The sequence below is a fragment of the Blastocatellia bacterium genome (assembly GCA_035275065.1).
Lineage (GTDB): Bacteria > Acidobacteriota > Blastocatellia > UBA7656 > UBA7656 > DATENM01.
Genome location: DATENM010000158.1, coordinates 13,980 through 40,236 on the forward strand (window position 1 = coordinate 13,980; position 26,257 = coordinate 40,236).

At 59.2% G+C, this 26,257-nt stretch carries 24 protein-coding genes; 16 read left to right on the plus strand and 8 right to left on the minus strand.

What is annotated here, in order from left to right:
- Nucleotides 1-115: 115 nt before the first annotated feature.
- The 5 genes from VJ464_29425 (at nucleotide 116) to VJ464_29445 (ending at nucleotide 4,922) form a co-directional block, all read left to right on the plus strand.
- Nucleotides 116-949: a zf-HC2 domain-containing protein gene (locus tag VJ464_29425; GenBank protein ID HKQ09280.1), complete on the plus strand. Its 834-nt coding sequence runs from the start codon at nucleotides 116-118 to the stop codon at nucleotides 947-949.
- A 328-nt stretch (nucleotides 950-1,277) separates the two neighbouring features.
- Nucleotides 1,278-1,781: a hypothetical protein gene (locus VJ464_29430; protein ID HKQ09281.1), complete on the plus strand. Its 504-nt coding sequence runs from the start codon at nucleotides 1,278-1,280 to the stop codon at nucleotides 1,779-1,781.
- Nucleotides 1,782-1,788: 7 nt separating this feature from the next.
- The gene (locus VJ464_29435) at nucleotides 1,789-3,510 is read left to right on the plus strand and encodes a DUF4097 family beta strand repeat-containing protein (protein HKQ09282.1); all 1,722 of its coding nucleotides are present in this window, start codon (nucleotides 1,789-1,791) and stop codon (nucleotides 3,508-3,510) included.
- Between the two features lie 74 nt (nucleotides 3,511-3,584).
- Nucleotides 3,585-3,776 (plus strand): hypothetical protein, encoded by a 192-nt coding sequence (locus VJ464_29440; GenBank protein HKQ09283.1) that lies wholly within the window; start codon nucleotides 3,585-3,587, stop codon nucleotides 3,774-3,776.
- A gap of 288 nt (nucleotides 3,777-4,064) precedes the next feature.
- The gene (locus tag VJ464_29445) at nucleotides 4,065-4,922 is read left to right on the plus strand and encodes a M23 family metallopeptidase (GenBank protein HKQ09284.1); all 858 of its coding nucleotides are present in this window, start codon (nucleotides 4,065-4,067) and stop codon (nucleotides 4,920-4,922) included.
- Between the two features lie 175 nt (nucleotides 4,923-5,097).
- On the opposite strand, the gene VJ464_29450 is transcribed toward VJ464_29445, so the two are convergent.
- On the minus strand, nucleotides 5,098-5,394 hold the full coding sequence (locus VJ464_29450) for a hypothetical protein (GenBank protein HKQ09285.1): 297 nt from the start codon (nucleotides 5,392-5,394) through the stop codon (nucleotides 5,098-5,100).
- Between the two features lie 305 nt (nucleotides 5,395-5,699).
- On the opposite strand from VJ464_29450, the gene ndhC reads away from it, so the two are divergent.
- The 9 genes from ndhC to VJ464_29495 all read left to right on the plus strand — a co-directional run bounded on the left by ndhC (nucleotide 5,700) and on the right by VJ464_29495 (nucleotide 14,493).
- Entirely contained in the window at nucleotides 5,700-6,077 is a 378-nt protein-coding gene (gene ndhC, locus VJ464_29455) for an NADH-quinone oxidoreductase subunit A (protein HKQ09286.1), read from the plus strand.
- Nucleotides 6,078-6,123: 46 nt separating this feature from the next.
- Entirely contained in the window at nucleotides 6,124-7,164 is a 1,041-nt protein-coding gene (gene nuoH, locus VJ464_29460) for an NADH-quinone oxidoreductase subunit NuoH (protein ID HKQ09287.1), read from the plus strand.
- A 28-nt stretch (nucleotides 7,165-7,192) separates the two neighbouring features.
- Entirely contained in the window at nucleotides 7,193-7,708 is a 516-nt protein-coding gene (locus VJ464_29465) for an NADH-quinone oxidoreductase subunit J (GenBank protein HKQ09288.1), read from the plus strand.
- 80 nt (nucleotides 7,709-7,788) lie between these two features.
- Nucleotides 7,789-8,091 (plus strand): NADH-quinone oxidoreductase subunit NuoK, encoded by a 303-nt coding sequence (gene nuoK / locus VJ464_29470; protein ID HKQ09289.1) that lies wholly within the window; start codon nucleotides 7,789-7,791, stop codon nucleotides 8,089-8,091.
- A gap of 54 nt (nucleotides 8,092-8,145) precedes the next feature.
- Nucleotides 8,146-10,269, plus strand: a complete 2,124-nt coding sequence (gene nuoL, locus VJ464_29475) for an NADH-quinone oxidoreductase subunit L (protein ID HKQ09290.1) — start codon at nucleotides 8,146-8,148, stop codon at nucleotides 10,267-10,269.
- Nucleotides 10,270-10,318: 49 nt separating this feature from the next.
- The gene (locus VJ464_29480; GenBank protein HKQ09291.1) at nucleotides 10,319-11,896 is read left to right on the plus strand and encodes an NADH-quinone oxidoreductase subunit M; all 1,578 of its coding nucleotides are present in this window, start codon (nucleotides 10,319-10,321) and stop codon (nucleotides 11,894-11,896) included.
- Complete coding sequence (locus tag VJ464_29485; protein ID HKQ09292.1) at nucleotides 11,897-13,438, plus strand: NADH-quinone oxidoreductase subunit N; 1,542 nt, start codon at nucleotides 11,897-11,899, stop codon at nucleotides 13,436-13,438.
- Nucleotides 13,439-13,442: 4 nt separating this feature from the next.
- Nucleotides 13,443-13,985 (plus strand): hypothetical protein, encoded by a 543-nt coding sequence (locus VJ464_29490; GenBank protein HKQ09293.1) that lies wholly within the window; start codon nucleotides 13,443-13,445, stop codon nucleotides 13,983-13,985.
- A 22-nt stretch (nucleotides 13,986-14,007) separates the two neighbouring features.
- The gene (locus VJ464_29495) at nucleotides 14,008-14,493 is read left to right on the plus strand and encodes a peroxiredoxin (protein ID HKQ09294.1); all 486 of its coding nucleotides are present in this window, start codon (nucleotides 14,008-14,010) and stop codon (nucleotides 14,491-14,493) included.
- Between the two features lie 8 nt (nucleotides 14,494-14,501).
- Here VJ464_29495 and VJ464_29500 read toward each other — a convergent pair whose 3' ends face one another.
- From VJ464_29500 to VJ464_29515, 4 genes are all read right to left on the minus strand, one after another.
- A complete protein-coding gene (locus tag VJ464_29500; GenBank protein HKQ09295.1) occupies nucleotides 14,502-15,170 on the minus strand; it encodes an HAD family hydrolase in 669 nt (222 codons plus the stop codon).
- On the minus strand, nucleotides 15,167-15,898 hold the full coding sequence (locus VJ464_29505; protein ID HKQ09296.1) for a hypothetical protein: 732 nt from the start codon (nucleotides 15,896-15,898) through the stop codon (nucleotides 15,167-15,169). The genes VJ464_29500 and VJ464_29505 overlap by 4 nt, the downstream gene beginning before the upstream one ends.
- Before the next feature lie 77 nt (nucleotides 15,899-15,975).
- Entirely contained in the window at nucleotides 15,976-18,036 is a 2,061-nt protein-coding gene (locus tag VJ464_29510; protein HKQ09297.1) for an amidohydrolase family protein, read from the minus strand.
- 81 nt (nucleotides 18,037-18,117) lie between these two features.
- On the minus strand, nucleotides 18,118-19,245 hold the full coding sequence (locus VJ464_29515) for a P1 family peptidase (protein HKQ09298.1): 1,128 nt from the start codon (nucleotides 19,243-19,245) through the stop codon (nucleotides 18,118-18,120).
- 317 nt (nucleotides 19,246-19,562) lie between these two features.
- On the opposite strand from VJ464_29515, the gene VJ464_29520 reads away from it, so the two are divergent.
- A complete protein-coding gene (locus VJ464_29520) occupies nucleotides 19,563-21,473 on the plus strand; it encodes a GspE/PulE family protein (protein HKQ09299.1) in 1,911 nt (636 codons plus the stop codon).
- Between the two features lie 15 nt (nucleotides 21,474-21,488).
- On the opposite strand, the gene VJ464_29525 is transcribed toward VJ464_29520, so the two are convergent.
- Together VJ464_29525 and VJ464_29530 are read right to left on the minus strand one after the other, a co-directional pair.
- Nucleotides 21,489-23,063 carry a molybdopterin-dependent oxidoreductase gene (locus VJ464_29525; protein ID HKQ09300.1) on the minus strand — a complete coding sequence of 525 codons (1,575 nt, stop codon included), beginning with the start codon at nucleotides 23,061-23,063 and terminating at the stop codon, nucleotides 21,489-21,491.
- A 71-nt stretch (nucleotides 23,064-23,134) separates the two neighbouring features.
- A complete protein-coding gene (locus tag VJ464_29530) occupies nucleotides 23,135-23,713 on the minus strand; it encodes a uracil-DNA glycosylase (GenBank protein HKQ09301.1) in 579 nt (192 codons plus the stop codon).
- 236 nt (nucleotides 23,714-23,949) lie between these two features.
- Here VJ464_29530 and VJ464_29535 point away from each other — a divergent pair, with 236 nt between their 5' ends.
- A complete protein-coding gene (locus VJ464_29535; GenBank protein HKQ09302.1) occupies nucleotides 23,950-25,077 on the plus strand; it encodes a CHAD domain-containing protein in 1,128 nt (375 codons plus the stop codon).
- A 126-nt stretch (nucleotides 25,078-25,203) separates the two neighbouring features.
- Here VJ464_29535 and VJ464_29540 read toward each other — a convergent pair whose 3' ends face one another.
- The gene (locus tag VJ464_29540) at nucleotides 25,204-26,187 is read right to left on the minus strand and encodes an FAD binding domain-containing protein (protein HKQ09303.1); all 984 of its coding nucleotides are present in this window, start codon (nucleotides 26,185-26,187) and stop codon (nucleotides 25,204-25,206) included.
- Nucleotides 26,188-26,257 lie beyond the last annotated feature (70 nt).

The following is a 26,257-nucleotide window of genomic DNA, read 5'->3' on the forward strand; positions in this document are numbered from 1 at the left end:
CGACGCTCAGTGGCCGCGCAATACGTTATGAATTCACTCGGCGCCCGCTGCCCGCTTGTGGCAGACGGATAGCTGTGGTGTCGGAAGGACAGGAACAAGCCCCTGAATGTGTTATATGCAGTGCAGTCAATTCGAGGAACAACTGAGTAATTACCTCGACGGTCAGCTGGCCGGCAGCGAGAGTGCGCGCTTCGGCGAGCATGCGTTGCAATGTCGCGCTTGCCGCGCTCTGATGGACGAGGTCAGGGCGGCGGTTAGCCAGTGCGTTGGTGATGATCCGGTTGACGTGCCGATGTTGCTTGAAACTTCGCTGCTGACGATTGCTCAGGAACACCGCGTCTTTGATTGCGCGGCATTCGCAGAGATCATCACCGAGTTTCTTGATGGCTACGTGCCGGCGGCGACCTATCACCGATTCGAAGAGCACGCCGCGGGTTGCGGCCTCTGCTCCGACCTGCTCACCGAAGTCGTTTTCGCGGTCGCCGCCTGCCATTCGGTGCATATCTACGAAGAAGTCGAAATGCCCGCGCCGCTTTATGATCAACTGGTGGCCATCAGCGAGGTCGGCGCGCTGGCCCGCAAGCCTCGCTTCGCCATGAAAGCCAGCGCCTGGGCATCGCGCCTATTGCCGCGCGCCACCACAGCGCCGCGCTGGTCCGTAGCGACCGCCGCGACGATTGCCGCCGCTTCGTTCATGTTCTTGCTGTTTGGCTTCTCCGACGACCGCACGGTGACTGGCATCTACCGTCAAGCGCAGAATAAGATGGCGCAGCTTTACAGTCGCAGCACCGACATCTATGCGCAGAAGGAGACGCTGGCGGCACGCATTGAGCGCGTCGGCATGGGATTGGACGAAATCTGGGATGGCCTCGGCGGTGAAAAGCCGGGCAAGGAATCGGCGAATCATTCGAAAGAAGCTGAGAAGCCGCTGCCGCCACAGAAAGACTGAGGCGGCTTTTTGTTTGCCCCGGCCCGCTCGTCGCGATTCGCCGAACCCTAACGCACTGCGAATCGTTTAAGCCATTGAGAAAGAGCAATTCAAGCATCGAAGAGTAATCATCATGTATTGTGCATATCACACACAAAGCGCGGCGCGGGTCCAATGCAGCCATTGCCAACGCGGCCTCTGCCCGGCTTGCGATCACCGCATCAAAGGCTTCCCCTATTGCCAGGATTGTATTGTCAGGGGCATAGAGGGCTTGTCGCAGCAGCGTTACCAACAGGGGCGCTCGAAAGCGCGCGCGCGGGTCGCCGCGCTATGCGCTTTGATACCGGGGATGGGGGCCGTCTACAACCGCCAGAACCTCAAGGCCGTCGTCCACTTCGTCAGCATTGTTTTCCTTTTTAATTTACCCAAGCTGCAAATTCTACCCGGACTCTTTGCGCTTGCCGGCGTGGTGGTTTACATCTATTCGATGATGGATGCCTACCGCACCGCTGTACGCCTCGGGGAAGGCGAGAGCGCCGAAGCTGACGAAGCTCGCTTCAAGCAGAAACTTGCAAAGAACGCGCCCGCCCTTGGGATCGGCTTTATCGTGCTAGGCGCGCTATCGGTCCTGCGCCTTCTCCAACCCTTCGCCTTCATCAACCCAGGGCGACTTTTGCCAGTAGGATTAATCATCCTCGGTGGCTATCTGTTAACCCGGTATTTCAAACGCTCGCGCGTCGAAGCGCAATCGCCAGATTATTCACGCCCGCCTTATCCGCTGGTTCCCGGCGCCTTTGATGATTCGCCCCACAGCAACGTCCGGCAGATGGCGCGCTCCGGCGACCGGAGGTAGGCCCGCCGTGGCGACCACGCGCAACAACCGAAAGGGCACACTGCTGCTCGGCCTGCTGCTGGTCAGCGTCGGCTTGCTGGTGTTGTTGGCGCCCGCCGGCCTCGGCGTGCGCGGCTGGCTCATGCGTTTGTGGCCCACCTTGCTGATCTGTGCCGGGGTCATCCGCGTCATGGGGTTTGCAGTCGAGCGCAAACCGCGCTCGCCGGTCGGCGGCATGCTGCTGATTATCATCGGCGCCCTGTTTTTCGCCAGCCGCTTCCATTCCGACCTCAACGCGGCGGCGCTCTACGGGCGCTACTGGGTGTTGCTGCTGCTGATCTTCGCAGGCATCGAGCTCGTTCGATTCTATTCGCATCGTCAATCCTATGGCCCGCCGCCACGACTATTGACCGCGGGACGGATTATCGTCGTCGCGCTAATTATCGTTAGTGGCGTGCTGGCGGGCCGACTGGCGAATCACCCGGCGGTGATTTCCGCGCTTCAGTTGCCTCGCTTTTTCGACAGCCTGCGTGATTCAGTCGCTGGCCAGAGCTTCGACTTCACCGATGCCGCGGTCGAAAGCCGCGAGTTCACGCAAGGCATGAGGGTCACCATCGCCAACAGCTATGGCAATATCAAAGTCAACGGCGGGGCGGCCAGCGTCCGCGCGACGTTGACCAAGCGAGTCCGCGGCTGGAGCGCCGACGAGGCGCGGCGGATTGCCGATCAGGTCAGCCTGACGATCAGTCGAACGGCGGACGGCTTGCTCATTACGACGACGCGCGGCGAAGTCAACGAGAACTTCACCACAGACATTCAGATCGACTTGCCGGCGTCTGCCGCCTTGATCGCCAATAATAGCTATGGCGCGGTCGCCGTCAACAATCTTCAAAACAACGTGCAGGTCAGGACGAGTCATGGGCAGGCCGATCTGAATCAGATTGGCGGCAATGTTAAGTGTGACCTGAGCTACGCCAACGCCAGCGCCACGAATATCAACGGCGACATCGTTATCAACGGCGCTAAGGGTGTCCATCTGGTCAATATCAATGGGGAGGTCGAGTTGGCGGCGCGCAATTCGGACGCCGTCGAATTGACTAACATCAGTGGCCCGGCACACATCAATGCGCCGTTCTGCAACATCCGCGCCCAGGGCTTGAGCGGCGACACAGAATTAAAGACTGAGCATGGCAAGGTCGAGGTCACGCGGGCAGTGGGGCTGATCATCGAAGCGCCCTTCTCTGACGTGCGCGCCCAGACGATCAATGGCGATCTCAGAATAGGCTCTTCGAATAGCTCCATCCAACTCGTCAGCGTCACCGGCACCGTCGAGGTGAAGGCCGACAAGAGCAACGTCAGCGTTGAAGACGCGCGCGGCGAAGTCGCCATCCAAACATCACACGGCGAAGTGACGGTGAAGGATTTTTATGAGGGCGTTCATGTAGAAACCAGTTATGGAACGGTGATGCTGACCGCCGCCAAGCCGCCCGCCGAAGATATCGATGTGCAGAACAGTCACGGCGAGATCAAGATTGTCCTGCCACAGTCGAGTCAGTTCATGCTCGATGCCGTGAGCCAGAATGGCGAGGTGCGGCCCGTCGGCTTCGCGGAGTTAGATTCGCGTGGCCGCGATTCAATTGTCGGCGCCAATGGCGATGGGCCGAACATCGTCCTGCGCACATCGTTTCGCAACATCACGATTCAGGCGAGCGGCGCTCGTCAGACACAGGCAAGCGCGCGCGTCGACTGACGCGCTAGCCACAGCCGCGGGGTGAATATGATGCACGAACCGCCCCGCGCATTTGCGTTGAAAGGAGTCAAGCTATGACCGCAATTCTCAGATTCATCGTCGGGCTGGTGGTTTTCGTCATCGGCGTCGCCGTGATGAAGATCGTCCTGGCCGTCATCGGCGTCGCCCTCAAGTTGATCTTTCTCGTGCTGGTGGTCGCCGCGTTGGCGCTGGTCGGGTATGTCGTCTTCAAGATTATGTTCCCGCGCAACGCCGAGCCGGTTTGATGATTCAAGCGCCGCGCCGCCCGCTAGCCTGCCCGACATCCCCTGTCGGAAGGGTGGGCGGCGCGTAAAACGCCTCGCTCGCCATTTCTTGCGAATTTCTTGTTCTGTATCGTAATGACCCGCGACGATTGCCTTCCGGCGTCGCCGTGTGATAGCCTGCCGTCTTGCTTGAGTATGTTTTACCCCCTCACGATCCTTAGGTAGTTGGGAAAAAAAGGTAGTTCCGGGTGTTGCTGTGGGGCATTGGCAACAACCCCATACTCTGATTAAGCGCCAAGGAGATGCTTAATGTCGAAAGACAATTCACGTTATACCTTGTTAGTCGTGCCCAGCTCGTCGTCGAAAGTTCGCCAGATCAGTTTTCATCACAATCTACTTTATGGGGCCGGCAGTGTCGCCATCGCGCTGGCGCTGATGACCGGCTACGGCATGGTACGTCTGGCGCAAACTGAGTCGCTCAACATCAAAAACCTCTCGCTTAAGGCTGAGAATCAGAAGCTCAAAGAGGCGAATGACGCCTACCAAAACTCTTATGCGAGGCTGAAGGGACAGATCGATTACGTCAGCGACATGTCAAAGGAGATGGCGCGGCAGGCGAAGATCGATCATACCCCCGACGTTGACAACATCGTCGGCACAGGCGGTCCTGAAGCCGTGCCGGCGCTCGATCATGCCGCCGACCAGTTAGAGCGCGAGCTGCGCACAATCAATGACCGCATGAAATCCGATATGCTGCGTCTGGCGTCGGTGCCGAATGGCTTGCCGGTGAACGGCTACATCACGGACGGCTTTGGCATGCGACATAACCCCTTCAGCGGCGAAGGCCACGAATCGCACCAGGGCCTCGACATCGCCGTTGATTACGGCACGCCGGTGGCGGCGACAGCCGACGGGCTGGTCGTTCACGCCGGGCCGTATGCGGGCTATGGCAACCTGGTCATTCTTTTTCACAGCAATGGGATCACGACGCGCTACGGCCATATGTCGCGCGTGACGGTCGAGCAAGGCCAGCGCGTCAAGCGCGGCGATCAAATCGGCCACGCCGGCAGCACCGGGCGTTCGACAGGCCCGCACGTTCATTACGAGATTCGCGAGAACGATCAGCCCTTGAACCCCATGCGCTTCGTCGGCCAGGCGCGACAGTAGCATTCACTAGAGATGCATCGTCGAGCAATAAGTCCCTGCCGGGAGACGTTAATCATCGTCTCCCGGCAGGGACTTTCAATATTCCTGCTTTGTGCAACCGCAGGATAATCACAGGCCGAAGGCGCGGACTTTGAAGACCGCCAATCGCTCAGCTCAATCATCTTTCGGTCTGCGATTAGGAGAAGATGTCGGTCGGGTCGCCGATGCTGAACAGGTCGGCGAGCGATGAGTCGCGGTTATCCCGGCGCGTCGTCCGGCGCAGGATCGTGTCCAGCTTGGCGGAGAGTTGTGGGTCGGGCGCGTGGTTATCCAGTTCCGTGAGGCGGTGCAGGTCGGCCTCGCGCGCCTTGATGTAATCTTCGGGCAAGCGCCGCCCGCAATAGTTACAGGCCGGACTGGCCAGCGCCAGCAGCGTCCGCCGGCAGTATGGGCAGTGGCGATAGTCCACGCCGGGCGCGGTCGTCGCCCCCAAGGGCGCGCTGCAATTCGGGCATTTCAGCAGGCCCGTTTTACAAGGACTCTGGCAGTATTCGCAGATCAACGTCATTTGCGTCTGACCGCTCGGCTCTGTAGACTTTGGGGTTTAAGGGGCTGCTTGCCTGCGATATTAGTTGAGCCAAAGGGCGGCGACAAGAGTTTTTCAAGCGCCGCCGCCATGCGCTTGCTTGACACTCAATTTCGCCAGGCGATAAGATGCAAAGTCTTGATGAGCGGTGAATTTTTCCCTGTGAGACGCCGCCGCGAGCCGTCACACATTCGCGACACACGCTGACCGCAATGACAAACTACGTTCCGGTTCTCATCGTGCTGGTGCTGGCAGTCGGCATGGCTGCCGTACTGATCATCATTTCGCGCCTGTTGGGCAAGAATCGCCCGACCCCTGAAAAGCTAGCGCCCTACGAATGCGGCGTCGAGCCGGTGGGCACGGCGCGCGAACGCCAATCGGTGAAGTTCTACCTCGTGGCGATGATCTTCCTGCTGTTCGACATCGAAGCCATCTTCCTGGTGCCGTGGGCCGTCGTTTTCCCCAACGTGCTTAGAGACAACGCCGCCTTGAAGTGGGTCTTCTATGGCGAGATGATGCTTTTCATGGTCGTCTTGTTTGTCGGCCTGGTCTACATCTGGCGCAAGGGCATTCTCGAATGGAATCGTTGAGCCGGCGCTCGCGTCACCTCCATCCGTTGCTTGAACTGGTCTGCTTATGACTACAGACGTGCTTCTTGAGTGGGTAATCAAAACCGCGATCATTCTTTTCGTTCTGGTCACCGCCGTCGCCTACCTGACTTTTCTCGAACGCAAGGTGATGAGCTGGATTCAACTGCGCATCGGCCCGAACCGCGTCGGCCCCTGGGGCCTGCTGCAACCCCTGGCCGACGGCGTCAAGATGATCTTCAAGGAAGACATCATCCCGACCGAGGCCAATCGCTGGCTCTACGTCGCCGCGCCGGCCATCTCGCTGATCCCTTCGCTGATGACCTTTATCGTCATTCCCTACGGCGGCGTCGTTCATGTCCCCTTCATCAACCGCGACGTCGCACTGCGCGTCACCTCGATGAACATCGGCCTGCTTTACATCTTCGCGCTGACCTCGCTCGGCGTCTACGGGCTGGTATTGGCGGGCTGGGCTTCGAACAACAAGTATTCGCTGATGGGCGGGTTGCGTTCCAGCGCCCAGATGATCAGCTATGAGCTGGCCCTTGGCATCTCGATTGTCAGCGTCCTGTTGTATACGGGGACGCTCGACCTGTCGGCCATCGTCGGCCAGCAGAGCGGCAGGTTCGGCCTACTGGGCTGGAACTTTTTCAAGCCGCCGCTGTTTCTGGTCTTTATCGTTTTCTACATCGCCTCGCTCGCCGAGTGCAACCGCACGCCATTCGATCTTCCTGAAGCCGAATCGGAGCTGGTCGCCGGCTACCATACCGAATATTCGTCCATGAAGTTCGTGATGTTCCAGATGGCGGAATACATCAACCTGATTACCGCTTCTTCGATTGCGGTGACGCTGTTTTTCGGCGGTTACATCGGGCCGAAGGTAAACTTTTACCCCTGGCTCGGCCTCGTCTACTTCGCGATGAAGGTGCTGGCGCTGATCGTCCTGGCGATGTGGATACGCTTCACGCTGCCGCGTTTCCGCTATGACCAGTTGATGCGCTTCGGCTGGAAGTTCCTGCTGCCGGCCTCGATCATCAACGTCATCATCACGGCGACGGTGGTGTTGCTCTGGCCGCCGCATAACCCGTAGCTCGGCCCGAAGGGGCTGACACAGCGATATGGAAAAAGTTCTATTCATCGTCCTCGCGGTCTTGGCCATCGGCACCGCGCTCAACGTCATCTTCCAGCGCAATCCGCTCTACAGCGCCCTGTCATTGATCGGCACACTGGCGTCGCTGTCGGCGCTCTACATGACCCTGCATGCGCAGTTCATCGCCGCCATTCAGATCGTCGTTTATGCAGGCGCGATCATGGTTCTGTTCATCTTCGTCATCATGCTGTTGAACGTGCCGAAGTCGCAGCCGGTCGTCGAGAAGCATAAAGCGCTCGGCTATCTGGCCATCCCCTTTGCCGGCGCGATGATTGCCGAAGCTTTTTATGTGCTGAAGACGCTGGCCAATAAAAACATTACGCCGGCCTTCGCCATAGACACGACGGATCGCGCCGTCGGCACGACCTATAGCGTCGGCTACAGCCTGTTCACGCAGTACCTGTTGCCGTTTGAAGTGACCTCGGTGTTGATCCTCATGGCGGTCGTCGGCGCGATGGTGCTGGCGCGGCGCGAAGGCGATTAAGTGTTATGTGGCGCAAGCTGTTCGCTTGCGCGAATCACTGCGCAAGCGAACAGCTTGCGCCACATAAGTTGGGAGAATTGATGATTCCGCTCTGGTGGTACTTAGGACTTTCATCCTTGCTGTTCACGATTGGCGCGGTCGGCGTCTTCATCAAGCGCAACGCCATCACCATCTTCTTGTGCATCGAGCTGATGTTGAACGCTGTCAACCTGTCGCTGGTGGCGATGTCGAGCTATTTCGGCGACATTGGCGGCCAGCTATTCGTCTTCATCGTCATGACGGTCGCTGCCGCCGAAGCCGCCGTCGGCCTGGCCATTATTATCTCGATCTTCCGCAACCGCGAATCGCTCAATGTTGATGAAGCGGACACGCTGAAATTCTAGACCGGCGACTGACGCTGGATGTCCGCCAATCGTCGCCGGTCATAAGGAACCTGAATGAACGGAGCCCATACCGAATCATTACTCGCCGCCATCATCCTCGCGCCGCTCGCGGGCGCAGCGATTCTTGGCCTTTTCGGCAAGCGGATGAGCGAGCGCTTGATCGGCTTGATTGCCTGCTCGACGGTCGCCATCTCCGCGGTGATCTCTTTCTATGTCTTTTTCAAGCATCGCGTCGAGCTGCAAGGCGGCGCCAAAGTATTCGATTATCTCTTCACCTGGATTCAGGTCGGCAGTTTCCGCGCCGATTTCGCGCTGCTGCTCGATTCGCTGTCGGCGATTTACATCCTCTTTGTCACCTTCGTGGCTTTCTGGATTCACGTCTTCGCCACCGGCTACATGCGCGGCGATTCGGGCTACTGGCGATTCTTCGCCTACCTGAACCTGTTTATGTTCTCGATGCTGACGCTGGTGCTGGCGGATAACTTCCTGCTGATGTTCGTCGGGTGGGAAGGCGTCGGGCTTTGCTCATACCTGCTCATCGGCTACTACTTCAACGAAGGCTATGCCAATGATGCGGCCAAGAAAGCCTTCGTCGTCAACCGCATTGGCGACTTCGGCTTCGCCATCGGCTTGATGTTGTTGTTCTGGCACTCCGGCTCGATCTTCTATTTCAGCGACCCGGCGCGCGGCATCCAGGGAGCTTTCGACTGGGCGATGCATCTGCCGGCAGCCGATCCCTTCACTGCCGCCTCGATCTTCGCCGGCGGCGTGACAACAATCGCGGTCTTGATGTTCGTCGGCGCGACCGGCAAGAGCGCGCAGATTCCGCTTTTTGTCTGGCTGCCTGACGCGATGGCCGGCCCGACGCCGGTCTCAGCCCTGATCCATGCGGCGACGATGGTGACGGCAGGCGTCTACATGGTATCGCGCGCCAGCTCGATCTACACGCACGCGCCGACGGCGATGTTTATCGTCGCGCTGGTTGGCGCGGCGACGGCGCTCTTTGCGGCGACCATCGGCCTGGGGCAGTGGGACATCAAGAAGGTGCTGGCCTATTCGACGATCTCGCAACTCGGTTATATGTTCCTGGCCTGTGGCGTCGGCGCGTTTACCGCGGGCATCTTTCACGTCTTCACCCATGCTTTCTTCAAGGCATTGTTGTTCCTCGGCTCAGGCTCGGTGATTCTCGGCGTGCATCACGAACAGGATATGCGGCGCATGGGCGGTTTGAAAAAATATATGCCCATCACCTTCTGGACGATGGCAGCCGGCTGGTTAGCGATTTCAGGCTTCCCCTTGCTGTCGGGCTTCTTCAGTAAAGACGAAATCCTCTATCGCACCTTCACGTCGGCGGGGATTCCGCCCGTGTGGGCTAAAGTCCTCTGGGCTGTCGGCGCAATCACGGCGCTGATGACGGCGATCTATATGACACGCTTGATGGTCGTTACGTTCCTTGGCAAAGAACGAATCCCAACCGCACACGAAGAGGCGCACAAGCACGCGCACCCCGACGAATCGCACCAGGCGGTCACACCGCCGCGCGTTGGTCCAGAAGAGCATGAACACCACGGCGGCCCGCCGCGCGAATCGCCCCTGGTGATGACGCTGCCGCTCATCGTGCTCGCCATCGGCGCAGTCCTCGCGGGCTTTCTTGGCGTCCCGGAAGGCCTGTCCTTCGGCTTGACGCGGAACCATTTCGAGCGCTTCCTCGAACCCTCAATCGCACACCTCGGTCCTGCGCACGCCGGCGGTCAAATGTCCGGAGAAGAAAAACGCAGCAGCGTCGAGTCGCCTGAGTCTGCGCCGACGACCGAGAGTTACGGACTCGAATGGAGGCTGACGGCTATCTCAGTGGCTATTGCGTGTGCCGGCCTCGCCATCGGCTGGGTTTGGTTCAAGCGCAAACCGCTGTGGCAGCCGCCGCGATTGCTGGAGAACAAGTACTACGTTGACGAAGCCTATGACGCCGCCGTCGTCCAGCCGATCAAGGTCGGCTCGACCAATGTGCTATGGCGCATCATCGATCAAGAATTCATTGACGGCGTGGTGAATGGCGCGGGCACCTTCGCGCGAATCATCGGCGGCCTGTTGCGCTTTCTGCAATCAGGGCTGGCGCGCGCTTATGTCGCCATCGTCGTGCTTGGCGCGCTGGTGCTGATCTACTATTTCATTCGCTAGCCGAGGTTAAACCGGGCGGCCAAGGCACGTCGCCCTTTGAAGATTAAGCATGGCCGAATACATCGTCACCATCGTCACGCTGCTGCCCCTGGTCGGGGCGATCTACCTGGCCGTGATCGGGCGCGGCGAAAAGACAACCGAGAACGATCTAAAGTGGACGGCGCTGGTCTTTTCGCTTGCCACGTTTATTCTGTCGCTGTCGCTGGCGATTCGTTTCCAGGCGGGCGGCGGCGAGCAATTCAAGACCGACGTCGAATGGATCACCGCGTTCAAACTGGGCATCCACTACCACGTCGGCGTTGACGGCTTGAGCCTCTGGCTCGTCTTGCTGACGACGCTGCTGGTGCCGCTGGCGCTGTTGTCTTCGTGGAACTCTATTCACAAACGGCAGCGCGAATTCCTGATCTCGATGCTGGCGCTCGAAACCGGCATGATCGGCGTCTTCGTGGCGAATGACCTCTTCCTCTTTTACCTCTACTGGGAAGTGATGCTGGTGCCGATGTATCTGCTGATCGGCATCTGGGGCGGTGAACGGCGCATCTATGCCGCCGTCAAGTTCGTCATCTATACGGTCGTCGGCTCACTGTTAATGCTGGCAGGCATCATCGCCGTCTACTACGCGCACGGGCAGGCGACCGGCAATTTCACCTTTGACATTCCGACGATCACCGATGCCGTTCGTACGAGTGCATTGAGTCTAACCCCGGCGACACAGTCATGGATGTTCTGGGCATTCGGCCTGGCGTTCTTTATCAAAGTGCCGCTCTTCCCTTTTCATACCTGGCTGCCCGACGCGCACGTCGAAGCGCCGACCGCGGGCTCTGTCATTCTGGCCGGCGTGCTGCTGAAGATGGGCACCTATGGTTTGATGCGCTTCAACCTGCCCTTATTCCCCGACGCGGCGCGCGAGTGGGCGCCGTTCATCTGCTTCCTGGCCGTCATCGGCATTATCTATGGGGCGCTGGTCGCGATGGTGCAGCCTGACCTGAAGAAGCTGGTGGCTTATTCATCGGTCAGCCATCTTGGCTTCGTCGTGCTCGGTATTTTTTCGTTCACGGATAAAGGCATGCAGGGCGCGCTCTACCAGATGCTCAATCATGGCATCTCGACCGGCGCGCTGTTCGTCATCGTAGGCATGATCTATGACCGCCGCCACACGCGAATGATCGCCGAATTCGGCGGGCTGGCCAACGTCATGCCGGTCTATTCAACGCTGTTTCTCGTCGTCACGTTGTCGAGCATCGCCTTGCCACTGCTGAATGGCTTCGTCGGCGAATTCCTGATCCTGATCGGCACCTATACCTCGACCGTGCTGCCGCAGGCGAAGCTCTATGCGTCAATCGCGGCGGTCGGCATGATCCTGTCGGCGGTCTATATGCTGTGGATGTACCAGCGGGTAATCTATGGCAAGGTAACGAACCCTGCGAATCTAAAGCTCGCGGACCTGGACCTCCGCGAAAAGGTCGTGCTGGCGCCGATGATCCTCCTGATCTTCGTGATGGGGATTTATCCGAACCTTTTCCTGGCGCGCAGCAAACAGGCGGTGCAAGACATCAGCGCGCCGTATAACCCGGCGGCAGCGGCCACACCCCGCGCCGGCGCAACCAAGCAACCAGAAGAAAGATAGATGCAACCGAACGACCTGGGAATCAACCTTCAAGCCGTCTTGCCGGAAACCATCATCGCGGTGGTCGCCTTCATCATCATGATGGTGGACGCCATCTCGCGGAACATCGAGCGCCGCATTGCCGGGGCGCTCTCGCTCGTCGGCCTGATTGGCGCGGGGGTCGCGGCGGCGACGCTGTGGAAGCACAACGGCGAGACGTCTTATTCGGGCATGATCATCACGGATCACTTCCGGCTGATTTTTGCCTTTGTCTTTTTGATCGTCGCCGTGTTGACGGTGCTGATCTCGATGCGCTGGGTGAAGGAAGAAGAGCTGGCGGTCGGCGAATACTTCGCGCTGTTGTTGTTCGCGACGACCGGCATGCTGTTCATGTCCGCGGCTAACGACCTGGTGATGATCTTCCTCGGCCTTGAGATTACTTCAATCTCTACCTACGTCCTCTGCGGCTATCGTCGCCGCGACCTGCGCTCGAACGAATCGGCGGTCAAGTATTTCATCCTCGGCTCGTTTTCGACGGCCTTCCTGCTGTTCGGCATCGCCTTCGTTTATGGAGCGACCTACCAGGCGGGCGCAACGCCCGTAGCGACGACGAATTTGCAGATCATCAAAGAGCGCATCGCCTCGGGCCACATCTTCTCGACTGAGATGTTACTAGCCGGCGCGGCGATGATGATTGTCGGCTTTGGATTCAAAGTCGCCACGGCACCGTTCCATGTCTGGTCGCCTGACGTTTACGAAGGCGCGCCGACGCCGGTGACCGCTTTCCTGTCGACGGGCTCGAAAGCCGCCGCCTTCGCTTCCTTCACACGCGTCTTTGTGCTGACCTTTGCGGCAACGCCGTTCATCGCCGCCGCCGGGCCGCTCGCCAACCTGCAACACGCCTGGGTGAATGCGTTAGCGGTGATGGCGATCATGACGATGACCATTGGCAATCTGGTGGCGATTGTGCAGAGCAACATCAAGCGAATGTTGGCTTACTCATCCATCGCCCACGCCGGCTATGCGCTGGTCGGCATGATCGCGCTGGACTGGACGAGCGTGGCGTTTTACATGCTTTCTTACGTCATCATCAACCTCGGCGCTTTCGCCATCATCGAAGTGATTGCGCGGCGCGGCGACCGGCGCACAGAGATTGCCGACTACCAGGGCATCGGCTTTCAATCGCTCGGCCTGGCGACGGCGCTCTCGTTATTCCTGCTCAGTCTTGCGGGCATTCCTTTAACGGGGGGCTTCATGTCGAAGCTGCTGGTCTTCAAAGCCGCGTGGGCCGCAGGCTCGCAGACCAACAACTCGCTGCTGCACTGGGTAGTGATCGTCGGCGTCGTTAACAGCGCGATTTCATGGTACTACTACTTGCGTGTGGTTGTTGCCATGTTCTTTGCCGAGCCCGCAACCGGGTACGTGAAGCCGCGCGTTTCGCGCTCAGTAGTGGCCGCCCTTGTGCTGGCCATCCTCGGCACGCTTTACCTGGGCGTGCTGCCGGGTCGCGTGTTGACGACGCTCGACAAAGCACGCTCGCAGGTCAGCACAGCGAAGCGCTGAGCCTATGGGATCGAACACCGACAAGGTCGAATCGCTCACCGGCCGCGCCGCCCGCTCTGCTCGCGCTGTCAAAGCCGAAGATATCGTCGCCGAGATTTCCCGCCAGCTCAAAGACCAGTCGATCACGGCAATCTACCAAAGCCGAGTGCTGTCGCAACGGACGCGGCAGTATGAGCTTAAAGCCTCGATCAAGAAGGCAGAGGTCGAAGTCCTGCATACGCTACTGGGCATCGAGTTAAAGATCGGCAATCGCCGGCTGCTCTGCCCGGACCTGGCGACGGCGCGCTACTTGGCCATCTTCGCTCGCGTCGGCTGCGAAGTCATCGCCGTCCCCTATGACATCACGCAGATTTCACGGCTCGCCGACGAGCTGGAATCGAGCTGGCAGCGGATGCTGTTACTGGTCGAACATTTCGCCGTGGGTCGCAGCGACCGCTTGCGCGCCACCATTAAACGAAAGTTGATCGAGCGCACCCGCGGCGAGATTCGCGACCTTGGGGCCGGCACACGGTTCCCGCTGTTCAACCAAAAGACGAAGCAACGCTGAAGGCAGAAGGGGTGAATCAACGATGAGCGCAGCAGGCAATCAACCCAACCGGGGCAGCCGTGTAGGCGATACGGCGCCGGATTTCACACTCCCTGATGGCAATGATCAAACGTGGCGGTTGGAGGATCATCGTGGTCAGGTCGTGGCCTTGATCTTTTACCCGAAAGACGAAACGCCAGTCTGCACCAAGCAGATGTGCAGCATGCGCGACCGCTGGACGGATTATCAAACGACGGGCGCCGAGGTTGCCGCCATCTCGGTCGGCAGCGTCGAATCGCACAAAGAGTTTGCCAAGCATCACGGTCTGCCACAGACCTTGCTTGCCGACGAGCGCGGCGAGGTCACAAAGCTCTACGAGGTGAAATCGCTGCTCGGCGGCTCGCAGCGCGCCGTCTTCGTCATCGATCCGCAGGGCGTCATTCGTTACCGCAAGTCCGTGCTGCCAATCTTCCGCCCCGACGACGATGAAGTGATCGCCGCGATCCGAGAAGCCGCCGGCGGCAATTGAGGGTTTAGCTATACGCCGAGGCGATCCGCAAGCTCGGTAAGATTGCTAACCTCAATCGTCGGCAGCGGCCCGCCATGGTCCGGCTGCTCACCTTTGCGATTCACCCAGGCGACGGGAATGTCGAGAGCGCTCGCCGGCAGCACGTCGTGAAAATAACTTTGCGCGGCGTGTAGCCAACGCGCTTCGCCAGCGCGCCACCGGGCCTCGATGAAATGGCCATGCGATGGCTTATAAGAGCCGACCTGTTCAGCGGTGACTATCAAATCAAAGCGCACAGTAAAATGTTTCCGCGTCGCCGTCAGCAAGTCGTCGTCCACGTTCGATAGAATCCCCAGCCGAAAACGTTTCACCAGTCGCTCAAGCGCCGCGTTCGTGTCTGCAAACGGCGGCCATGTCGGCAAGCTCTCAGCGAGAAACCCGGCGCGCTCAGGCGCAATCGGCAACCCCAGCCGCGACGCGACCCGCTGTGCAGTCCGGTTCAGCACGTCACGGTATGGGCGGAAGGCTTCGGATTCGACCGCCGGCTCTTCCGCGTGATAGGCCGCGATGATCGTCGCGGCGTCAAGCGCCCTGCCATTCCTTTTCGCTTCACGTTGGAAGGCGCGGCTGATTCCCTTCTCCCAATCGATCAGGGTGCCGTAACAATCAAAGGTGATCAGGTCAAAAGCCAGGCTCATGGTTGATTCACCGCCTCGTAGAGCGAGCGCCATGACGCATGGAGCAACTCATCAATCTTCGACCAGTCGGCCTCTGTGACGCCGCCCGACGCCGCCTTGTCGTCGCGGATCGTCATGGCTTCGGCGCGCAATCGCCCATGTTCCATGAATCGTTCAGCGGGCATCTGGTAAATCTCGGCGGGCAATTCGGCGAGCGAGCGCGCCAGGTCACCCGGCGCGCGCTGCTGGCGCTCGCGGTGGATGATCCACCATTCCAGCTCTAGCCGCGCAGCGCGATCTACATCGAACGAGATGTCACCCACTTCGCGGATGCGTTGATAGAACTTCACCAGGTAAGGCAGGGCGCGCTCATACTCTGCGCGGTTGTGCCCGTCCTTGAACACGAAAGCGGCTCTGGCAGCCTGATACGCGACGGCGTTCGAGCGAATGTAAGGCAGGTTGTACTGTGTTCGCAGCAACTCGGACAGCTCGTTGAAAAGCTTCACCTGCTTGCGGTCGTAATATGACCGCCACATTGCCGTCTCAAGTCGCGCCACTTCGTCGGCGTCGAAACGGCGCAGCTTAGTCGAGCGCGGCCCATAGAGATCGAACAGGCTATAAGCGATAACGAGCGCGATGATGGCCGCCACCACCCATTTGATTTTCGAGCGCTTGCCCCTGGGCTTCGCCGCCTGGGGCGAATCCTGTCGCGTTAGCTCAGGTTGTTCTTTTGTTGATGCGCTGGTCATATTGATTCTGACGTAGCGCCAGGCGGTTAGCTTGCGCAACACTCGGCGCAAGCTAACCGCCTGGCGCTACATTTCACTTATGGTTTGAACCCGACACTCGTCCACAAGTCAGCCGGATTAAAGACACGCCCGGCGGCGACCACCCACCTTACGTTGCGAATGTTGCTGATGGATTGCAGCGGGTCGCCTTCAATAAGAATCATGTCGGCGCGTTTGCCGGCTTCGACGGTGCCGACATCATTGTCCATCTTCATCAAGCGCGCCGGGACTATGGTTGCTGCCTGAATCGCTTCCATTGGCGTGAAGCCGGCTTTGACATAAAGCTCGATCTCGCGGTGCAGGCTGTGGCCGGGTACTGCCTGATCTGTGCCGGCGATGATTGGAATACCGGCGCGGTGCAGCGCGCCGATGGTCGCAAGCCACGTCTCGTAGGTCGCCTTTGCCTGCTCGGCAGCCGCGGGCGGCTGTCCCGTGTTGTTTAGCGGCCCGGCCAGTTCCGGGGCCACACGGGCGATGCCCGGCTCGAAGGTCGCCACCGGCACGTTCGCAGGGTGGAGGATCAGCTCCATCAGCGCCATCGTCGGGTCTACAACCGTGTGATGATCCTTAAAGAATTGCAGCGTCTTTTGCGCCTCTGGCGAGTCGAAGTTAATCGGCGTCCCCGGCTTCTGGTCTTTGGCCCGCAGCACAGGCGTCAGGTATTGGATGTGATTGATTTGATCCATGCCGGCTTCGACGGCCTGCACGGCGTTGATGCCGTTTGGCACATGGCCGGTGACCGTCAAGCCTTGCCTGTGAGCTTCATCACAAATAGCTTTCAAGACGTCGAGCTTGATCGAGCTATAAATTTTAATCTGATTGAAGCGCGCGTTTTTATAGCGGGTCACGACTTCGCGCGCCTGTTCGGGCGTATTCACACGAATGACACCGAGCGCCGAGCGGCTGTCGCCGTCCACAATCCCCGCGAGCAACATTCGCGGCCCGAGCCCACGGCCCCAATAAATGGCGTCGCGCACAGCGGTGATGAACTCAAACTCGTTGCCGACATCGCGCACGGTCGTCACGCCCGCCGCCAGGTAGATCGGCCCCCACTCGACCTGCTCGTAATGCGCGTGCATATCCCAGAGGCCGGGCAGCATCGTCTTGCCCCGCACATCGATGACCGTCGCCTTCGGCGGTATCTTAACTTTGCCACGCGGCCCGGCAGCGATGATGCGCTCGCCTTCGACGACCACCACGGAATCGGCCACAGGAGCCGCTCCTGTGCCATCAATCAAGGTCGCGCCGGTGAAGGCGAAGCCGCCCCGGCGCTTCAGGCCAAAGCGCGTGGCCAGGGTCGAGAGCCCGGCCATGCCATCTTCAGCCGCTTTCTTGACGAAGACCGGCAGCGCCGCTTCGTAGCCTTCGCGGATCGCCTCGAAGTGATCGAACTCGGCATCAACACAAACGGTGGCGATCAGGTTTCTGGCGGCATCGAACCACAATGATTCGCGGCCCCAGATGACGCCGCCGATGCTGTAACGGTCCAGCTCAACGCGCTTGCCGTCTGCTTCAATCATGTCCTTGCCGCGAAACTGAATCGTGACTTCACCGCCCGGCAGCGTCTTAAGCGCGCCCTTGCCGCCCGTGGTCGCCCAGTAGCGAACCATCATCATCTGCACGGCAACCGGCGCATAGCCGCTAATCGTAAAGTAGTGGCCGGTCGCCTCCGCTTCGCGCGTCTGATTGCCTTCGCGGATCTTCGCCGTGCTGCCGGTGACTTCGACCGTCGTGTCAATGTCGGAGAGCCGCGATGTCTTGCCTTTGATTTCGTAGGCCAGCGGCGTCAGGTCTTGCCGTGTGCGCAGCGTTGCCTGTAGCGGCACAGGGGAGCCGCGATCCGTGAACTTGAACTCGCTTTTGGTTACCAGCGCATCGCCGTCGCGGGTGACTTCATAGCTTTCTTCGCCAATCGCCTGTTGAAATTTATGGAGACGGAACTTGCCGCTTTCCAGCGGCGGCGGCGTGTTTTGCGCCGGCGGCTTGAAGGCATCCGCCGTTGGCAAGTTGAATAATAAGAAGCCGAGGAGAAGGCTGATCAGTGCCGCCTGTCTGAAAAGAGCCAGGCGACGGTTTAGATGCGGACGTGAAGCGAGCATAGAATTCCTTTCCTGAGACGAATTGTTTATACCACGTTCCGAGTAGCGAAGCACAATTTCGACCGACGCAATCTGAACCAATCAACGGATCAGGTTGTATCGCCGAAGCACCTCGATGGTGCGGTCAAGCGGCAGCGCCTCAACCGTGTGGCCGCGCCCGCTTGTCGTCGTGGCGCGAAACAGCGAGTTGATGATGGCTTCTTCGGCGGCTTCGATAACCGCTTCAAAAAGCGGCGAGAGCGCGTCGTTAGCGAGGAGTCTCTGGTCACGTAGCGAGCCCGTTATCGGTTTGACGCGCAGTTCGGACGCGACCGAAAAAGCGATGGCATAATCGCCGCTGCCGTTTGAGCCGGACGAGCCCGTGCGCGCCACCCCCATCATCGAACGCGCTGCAAGCCGTTTCAGATTGCGATGATCTACGGGTGCGTCCGTCGCAATGACAATCATTATCGAGCCATCGGCCCTGTCCGCCGAAACCTCCGCATCAGAGGCAAGCCGCTTATTATTCGACGGGCCTTCGAGCTGGTCTTTGAGGTAGTATCGGCCCAGCTCGCGGCCCACGGGAGCGCCGCCAATCGTCAGCACACCGCCGAAGTTCGATTGCACGAGCACGCCAACGGTGTAGCCGCCGAGCTGTGCCGGCAACCGACGCGAAGCGGTGCCGATGCCGCCTTTCCATCCAAACGCCACCGTTCCCGTACCGGCGCCGACTGCGCCTTCGTCAACCGCGCCACCCTTCGCATTTTTAATTGCGCTCACTACGTCATCGCGCGTCACCGGGCGAGAGCGAATGTCGTTCAAGTAACCGTCGTTGGTTTCGCCGACAAGGGGGTTGATCGATTGCACATCTTCGTTGCCCGGCAACGCCAGCATGTAATCGATGACCGCGTCAGCAACGCGCGGCACGTTCAAGGTTGAGGTCAACAGGATGGGAGTCTCGATTTCGCCAAGCTCGTTCACCTGTGTCGAGCCCGCAAGCTTGCCGAAAGCGTTGCCGATGAAGACGGCGCCCGGAACCTTTTCGCGGAAGAGGTTCCCGCCGTGCGGCAGAATCGCGGTGACGCCAGTGCGGATGTTGTCACCGCGGCTGACGGTCGTTTGTCCGACCGTGACGCCGGCCACATCAGTTATGGCGTTGAGCGGCCCTGTCGGCAGGACACCGATGCGCAGGCCGACATCGCGGGCGCGGGGTCGTTCGTTCTTTTGCATAACCGTCGCAGGCGCTGTCAGGCTGAAGAGAACCGCAAAAACAATCGCTTTCAAAATGACCTCGAAGATTACTGCTGATTTATTGCAGTCCATCATTTATCATTTCACCGCAGACATTTCAATTTTAGATTTTCATGGCTTGGCGCTTCGCGCCGGCGATTTTGGATTTTAGATTGCCGGACGTGGGACCCGCCATAATTTAGAACCCCGCCCCATCTGTCCCCGTCGCGCCCCTGTTTGTTGTTGGACCTGGCTTCACTGGCGGAGATGGCCGCCGATGAATCCAAAATCCAAAATCGGAAATCCAAAATCGGCATATGCTTCAATTCTCACTCGATAACGGCATCGAATCCGCACTGATCAACGAAGGGCTGGTTACCAAGGATCAGTTGTCGCGGGCGCGGCGCATCCAGGAACAACTGTCCGGGCAGAAGTCCTTGAGTGACGTGCTGCTTGAAATGAACTGGGTGAGCGAGACTCGCCTGGATGATTTCATCCGCCGCCACCGCAGTAGCCTTAGCATCGGCGACATTCTCATGGCTCGCCGGCTGGTCACCCAACAGGATGTGATGGCGGCGCGCGAGGTCCAGCGCAAGAGCAGCCCGAAAGGCAAACGGTTAGGCGAAATCCTCATCGAAATGGGCCTCATCGAGGAACGCCACCTCGTCGAGGCGCTGGGTGAAAAATTCGCCCTGCCGCTGTTAGAGCCCGACATTAGCCAGATAGACATTGAGCTAGTCCGGCGGATGTCGCACAAGTACCTGCGCCGGCAAGTCGGCCTGCCCGTCTGCATCAGTGAGGGCTTTATCCACTTGCTGGTCAGCGACCCGACGGCGACCCCTTTCATTGAAGAGGTCACGCGGACCTTCAACACCCGCGTCAAGCTACACCTTGCGACCAGCTCCGTCATTTTAAAGACGCTTGACCTGCTCGAAGCCCTGTTGCAGGGCAAAGACGCCGGCATCAGCGATTACAACAAAGTCAAGTACCACACCCTTGAAACCCAGCCGCAAACCAACGACGACCGCGTCGTGCAGATGGTGGATCAACTGATCCGCTCGGCCATTGAGGAAGGCGCATCCGACGTTCACCTTGAACCGATGGCCAATAAACTCCGCGTGCGCTATCGCATTGACGGCGTGCTGGTTCACAAGATGGATTTCCCGCGCGACTATACGCCGCGCATCATCTCGCGCATCAAGATTCTCGCCGACGCCGACGTCGCCGAGCGCCGCAAGCATCAGGATGGCCGCATCTTCGTTAAAACCGAAAAGCAGGAGATCGATATCCGCGTCTCTTTCTATGCCACCGTCTTCGGCGAAAATGTCGTCTTGAGAATCCTCAACAAGGCCTCGCTCATCAGCTTGCTTGAGCTGGGATTCGCGCCGAACATCCTGCGCCTCTATAGCGAAGACGTGCTGGCATCGCCTTCAGGCATCACCTTGATTACCGGGCCGACCGGGTCCGGAAAGACGACGACGCTCTACAGCTCAATCGATCACTGCAATGACCCAACGGTGAAGATTATCACCTGCGAAGACCCCGTGGAGTATGTCATTGACGGCATCTCGCAATGTTCGATCAACGAAAAGATTGGCCTGACGTTTAACGAAACGTTGCGCTCCATCGTACGCCAGGACCCGGATATCATTGTGATCGGCGAAATTCGCGACCGTTTTTCGGCAGACGTTGCGGTGCAATCAGCGTTAACGGGGCATAAAGTTTTTGCGACGTTCCACACGGAAGACTCGGTCGGCGCGCTCGTCCGTCTGATCAACATGGAGATTGAGACTTCGCTGATCGCTTCGACCATCGGCGCAATCCTCGCGCAACGCCTGGTGCGGAAGGTTTGCGCGCAATGTCGAATGCGTTATGAGCCGGAAGATCGCGTGCTGCGGCGCTTCGGTTTGCGGCGCGAGCAAATGAAGGGGTTCGAGCTGATGCGCGGCAAAGGCTGCTCGGCCTGTAACTTTACAGGCTATCGCGGGCGGCTCGGCATCTATGAGCTGTTGGTGCCAAATGCCGACATCCGCGACGCCATTCTGCTGAAGCGGACGATGCAGGAGATTCGTCAGATCAGCCTCGACATGTGTGCGCTCTGTACGATGCAGGAGGATGGCATGGTCAAGGCCTTGCGCGGCGTGACGACGCTTGAGGAAGTGCTTGAGAATGCGCCGCGCGTCTTCCATCACCGCCCGCTCGATGCGCTCTTCGAGATCGTCGGTTGATGTCAGCGTGATGGCCTATTCGCTGGCGACGGTCTTCGCATCGTAACCCGAAGAGCCCGACGGCTCTGGCGGCGCGTATTGCGAGGTCTGCAAGTTGCCGCGCCCATCCGTGGCGCGAACTACCAGGCGGTGCTTGCTTGATTGCTGCGGCGTCCACCGTTTTTGCCACAAAACCCAGGAAAAAGACGACAAAGCGGGCTTGATTTCGGCGGCCTCCCAGGTCGCGCCGCCATCGGTCGAGACTTCGATTTTGCTGATACCGCGGTCGCCGGCGAAGGCAATGCCGGCGACGCTCGTCTCGCCTTTGACTGTCCGGGCGGGCGCGTCAATGCGTGACATGGTTTTATACTCGGCGCGGTCGTCCCAGCCGCGCCGCTGCCAATACCCTTTCAGATCATAATCAATCGGTTCGAGCCGTGTGATCCACTTGACGTTCTTCATTCCATAGATGCCCGGCACCAGCAGACGCAGCGGGTAGCCGTGCGCCGGGGTCAAGGGCTCGCCGTTCATCTCGTAAACCAGTAACGTGCCCTCTTGCATGGCACGATCAAGCGGTATCGAATCGAGATAATCATCACTGGCGCGTAGGGCGATATCCACGACGCCCGGCTTCAGACCTGCCCTTTGCAATAACTCTTTCAATCGCACGCCGCGCCACCGCGCATTGCCGATCAAGTCGCCGCCGACTTCGTTGCTGATGCAGCAGAGGGTCGCATACTGCTCGACCGCCGGAAGCGCTTTGATGTCATCGTAAGTCAGGTTCATCGGCGTCTCGACGAGACCACTGATCTCAAGCCGCCATCGCGCGGCATCCACTTCAGGATCGAAGGCGTTCTTTGAAACAACATAAAAGTCCGGGGTCGGGGTTACCTCAAGCGCGAGGTTTTCGATGGAGGGAAATTCACCCGTGCCGCCTCGCACACGGCCTGCACCGCTGTTGAGCCACGAGCCGAGTAGTGACCGCCCGATGTCATAAACCCCGACGGCCAGTCCGGCATAACCAATGCCGCGCACGACCCGGCGACGACTGAGCAGCTTGCTTTGCGCTACCACGGCTCCATCACCATCAAGGTAAGCGCGAGCCGCGAGTATCAAGGACGCGGCGTATACCGCATGGGTCAGCAACAGCGCCACCGAGGTAACGAGCGGGCCTTGCCGCAAGTATTGACCCGCAATCCCCCCGCCGAGAACCGGGATGATGACGAGCAAGGTAAGCAGATATACGGCCGCCGCAAAGCCGCCGAGCGCGGCACGGCGCGCAACCGTTGTGCGCGGCGATGGCAGGAGTTGGAAGGAACCAAAACCCGCGGCGGTCAGGGCAATCAAATAGACGACGACGCAGGCGAGAAACGCGAGATGCTTGGCGAAAGGGCCGAGCAGAGCGACAGCGGGTTCGACCATCCAGATGGGGGCGACCGAAAAGAAGTACTGGGCCAGCAGCTCAGGGATGAGTGGCGCGCCAAAGACAAAGCGCGCAATCAAGCTGGCCGCGACCGTGGCGATGGCCGCAATGAGCGCCACCTGCAAGCGAATCTCTTTGAGCGTGGCTTGCGGCTCGTCCTTGTTGATGTTGAGCCTGAGAATCTCCATGCCTGGCTGCTTTTATTATAACTACCTCAAAGCATATGCAAAGAACCGCCAGGTTTATTCCCTGCCACGCTCTATTCACCTTGCAGTTTTTGAATCTCGCGCTTGAGCAAGGCAAAGTCTTCGCGGACTTTCTCGGCCAGCTCTTCTCTATAAAACCGCACCGCCGGGTGATAGCCGACGATGAAGCGGCGGCCCTCATGTTCGATCACGCGCCCGCGCGCTTCGTTGACACTCTTGACGCCAAGCAGCTTCTTGGCGGCCACGCCGCCCAGCAGCATAATTAGTTTCGGATTGATCAGCTCGATCTGCTCGAAAAGATAATTCGACGTGCAGGTGTCGACTTCGAGCTTCTTCGGCGTTCGGTTCTTCGGGGGGCGGCACTTGACCGTGTTGGTGACGAAGAAATCTCCGCGCTCGATGCCTGTGCCCTCCAGCACCGAGTTGAGAAATTTGCCCGACGCGCCGACGAACGGATGGCCCGACAAGTCCTCTTCTTTGCCAGGCGCTTCGCCGATAATCATCAGCTTCGCTGTCGGGCGGCCATCGCCCGGCACGGCATTCGTTCGCGAGGCGTGCAGCGGGCACTTGACGCAGACGCGAATCTGCGCCGCCAGTTCTTCGAGACGATTTGCGCGCTTTGATTTCGCCATAGAGCGCCTCCTTTGCTGCTTGATTATGAAAGCAATTTGCGGGCACTTGATTGCGGCAGCCGCCGATTGTCCGTCGGCCATTCCGCATTGCCCGACGGCGTGGCGCGTAGTAATCTTTATTTTTCAGACTCTATTTGCTTGGCATGCTACCTGCGCTATAGAAAAAACGAGCCCGCTTCGAACCCATTCCTGCTCCTCACCTTGGGGAGTTGTTTCGGTCGAAGTGAACAGAATCAATGCAAACCGTAATGACTCTTGAAACGACGGGCGGAAATTCCGCCGATCAGCCAGCCTCCGCAGCCCCTCAAGCCGATGGTAAGACGCGCCGCACGTTGTCGGCGATCCTGCACACGCATTTCATCGCCTTGCGCCAATACCATCATAATCTGATGGAGAGCCAGGACCCGGATGCGATTCATAAGATGCGGGTGACGACGCGGCGCGCACAGGCCGCGCTCGATCTGCTACATGGCCAACTCGACATCGCATCGGTGAAAAGACGGCTGCGGCGCTGGCGGCGCGAATTGTCGCGCGTCCGCAATTACGATGTTTTCTTGATGCTGCTCGAAAAAGAGGCAAAAGCGAAGCGCGCCGGAAATCGCCAGCCATTCGAGCTGGTGCGAGCCGTGCTGCAACAGCGCCGCGCCGACACGGCCAACAAAGTCCGCGAATACTTGCTCGACAAAAGCATCATCCGGCTCGCCGCGAGAATCGGTCTGAACTTACCGGAACCACCGTTGTCCCCGAGCAATGGTCAGGCGAAAGCATTCAGCACGACTGACACCGACGAGTCATTGCCGGGAGCCGCCTTTACCTTAAGCATTGACGAAGTTCAACTGGCGGCACACACCGCTGACCGCCTGGATCAACGGGTCGCCGAGTTTCTAGCGAAGGCGGCGCAATCTCACCCGGCCACTGAAGCCGCCGAGTTGCACGAGCTGCGCATTGCCGCCAAGCGCGTCCGTTACCTGTTTGAGATCATCTCGGATATGGGCTATGGCGATGCGACGCGGGCGTTGGTGTGGCTGCGCAATTTGCAGGATCGCATCGGCGACTGGCACGACCTGGAATCGTTAGAACAGGAGATTATTGAAATCGTATCGGAGCGCGATTTCCTGAAAGCTCACCTGCTCGAAAGCAGCCGCATGCTTCAGGTCGCGGCGCATCTGCAAAAGAAGAAAGAGCGGCTGGTGGCCAAGCTCTTTCCGGTCGAGGTGCCGCGCAATATCATGGCGACTTCGCAACGGCTGTCGAAAGCCCTGCGGCGCAGTATCCCACGCAAAAAAGCCTCGCTGATCGAATCCCTCAACGAAACGCTCAACAAAACAGAAACGCCGCTCGCGGCTTCCTCGCCCGAGCCATAGCGGCGAGCCGTCTGTCAGCGAGTTGGAATAGCGTCCAATTATGTTTGCTGTGTGGCGCAAGGCGGTTAGCTTGCGCGAGCCAATGCGCAAGCTAACAGCTTGCGCCACACCCGATTGAATACGGCTCTAGCCGCGCAGTTCTTCGAGGGCGCGGATGACAAACGGGCGAGCCATCTGCTTGCGCCAGCCCATCACAAAATCGGTATTGTCGAGCGGGCGCGCTTTAAGATATGCGGCCTCGGCAGCGGCGGCAATCGCTTCGCGGTCTAGCTGCTTGCCGATCAATCGCGTGGCGGCTTCTTCGACAGCAAGCGGCGCGGGCGCAACGCCGCCGAGTATCAAGCGGGCGTCTTTAATCGTGCCATCGCCATCCACATCAAGCACCGCCGCGACGCCTAGCACAGGGAAATCGAACGCGCCGCGCCGCCGCAGCTTCTTGTAGACGGCGCGCTTGCCGTTCATCGGCGGCAAATGAATTTCAGTAGCTAACTCGCCGGGCATCTTGTGCAGGTAATTAATGCCGTCATTGTTGTAGAGCCCCGCCGCATCAACCAGCCGGTCCGTCACCGATGACACCAGTCGCAGCTTCGCGCCGAGCGCGACCATCACCGGCGCGAGGTCCGAGGACTGCACCGCCCAGCACTTCGGGCTTGAGGGCGCAACCCAGCAGATGTCGCCGTCTTTCTTCATGCAGAAGTTGATGCCGCGCCGCCATTCGTAATTCTGGTCATAATAGTTGCAGCGGGTGTCGAGCAGCAGGTTGCCGCCTATCGTTCCCATATTGCGCAGAATCGGCGTCGAAATCAGCCGCGCCGCACCGGCCACCACCGGATAATCGCGGTTGATGATGGGATGATTGCATAGTTCGGTGAGCGTCACGCTTGCGCCGATGACCATGCCGGTTTGCCCGTCACCTTTGATTTCGTGCAGGTCGCGAATGCGCGTCACAGAGATAACCGTGCCCGGCGTCTGCTGCCGCCGTTTCATATTCGGATAAAGGTCAGTGCCGCCCGCGACAAACATTCCATCGCCTCCGGCATCGGCCATCATCTTCACTGCGTCGCCGATCTTCTTCGCGACGCGGTAGTTGAATTTCGGAAGTCGCATCATAACAGTCAGTATTCAGTATTCAGGAGTCAGAAGTCAGAATGGAAAGCGAAGTCGGCGCTCTCACGCCCTT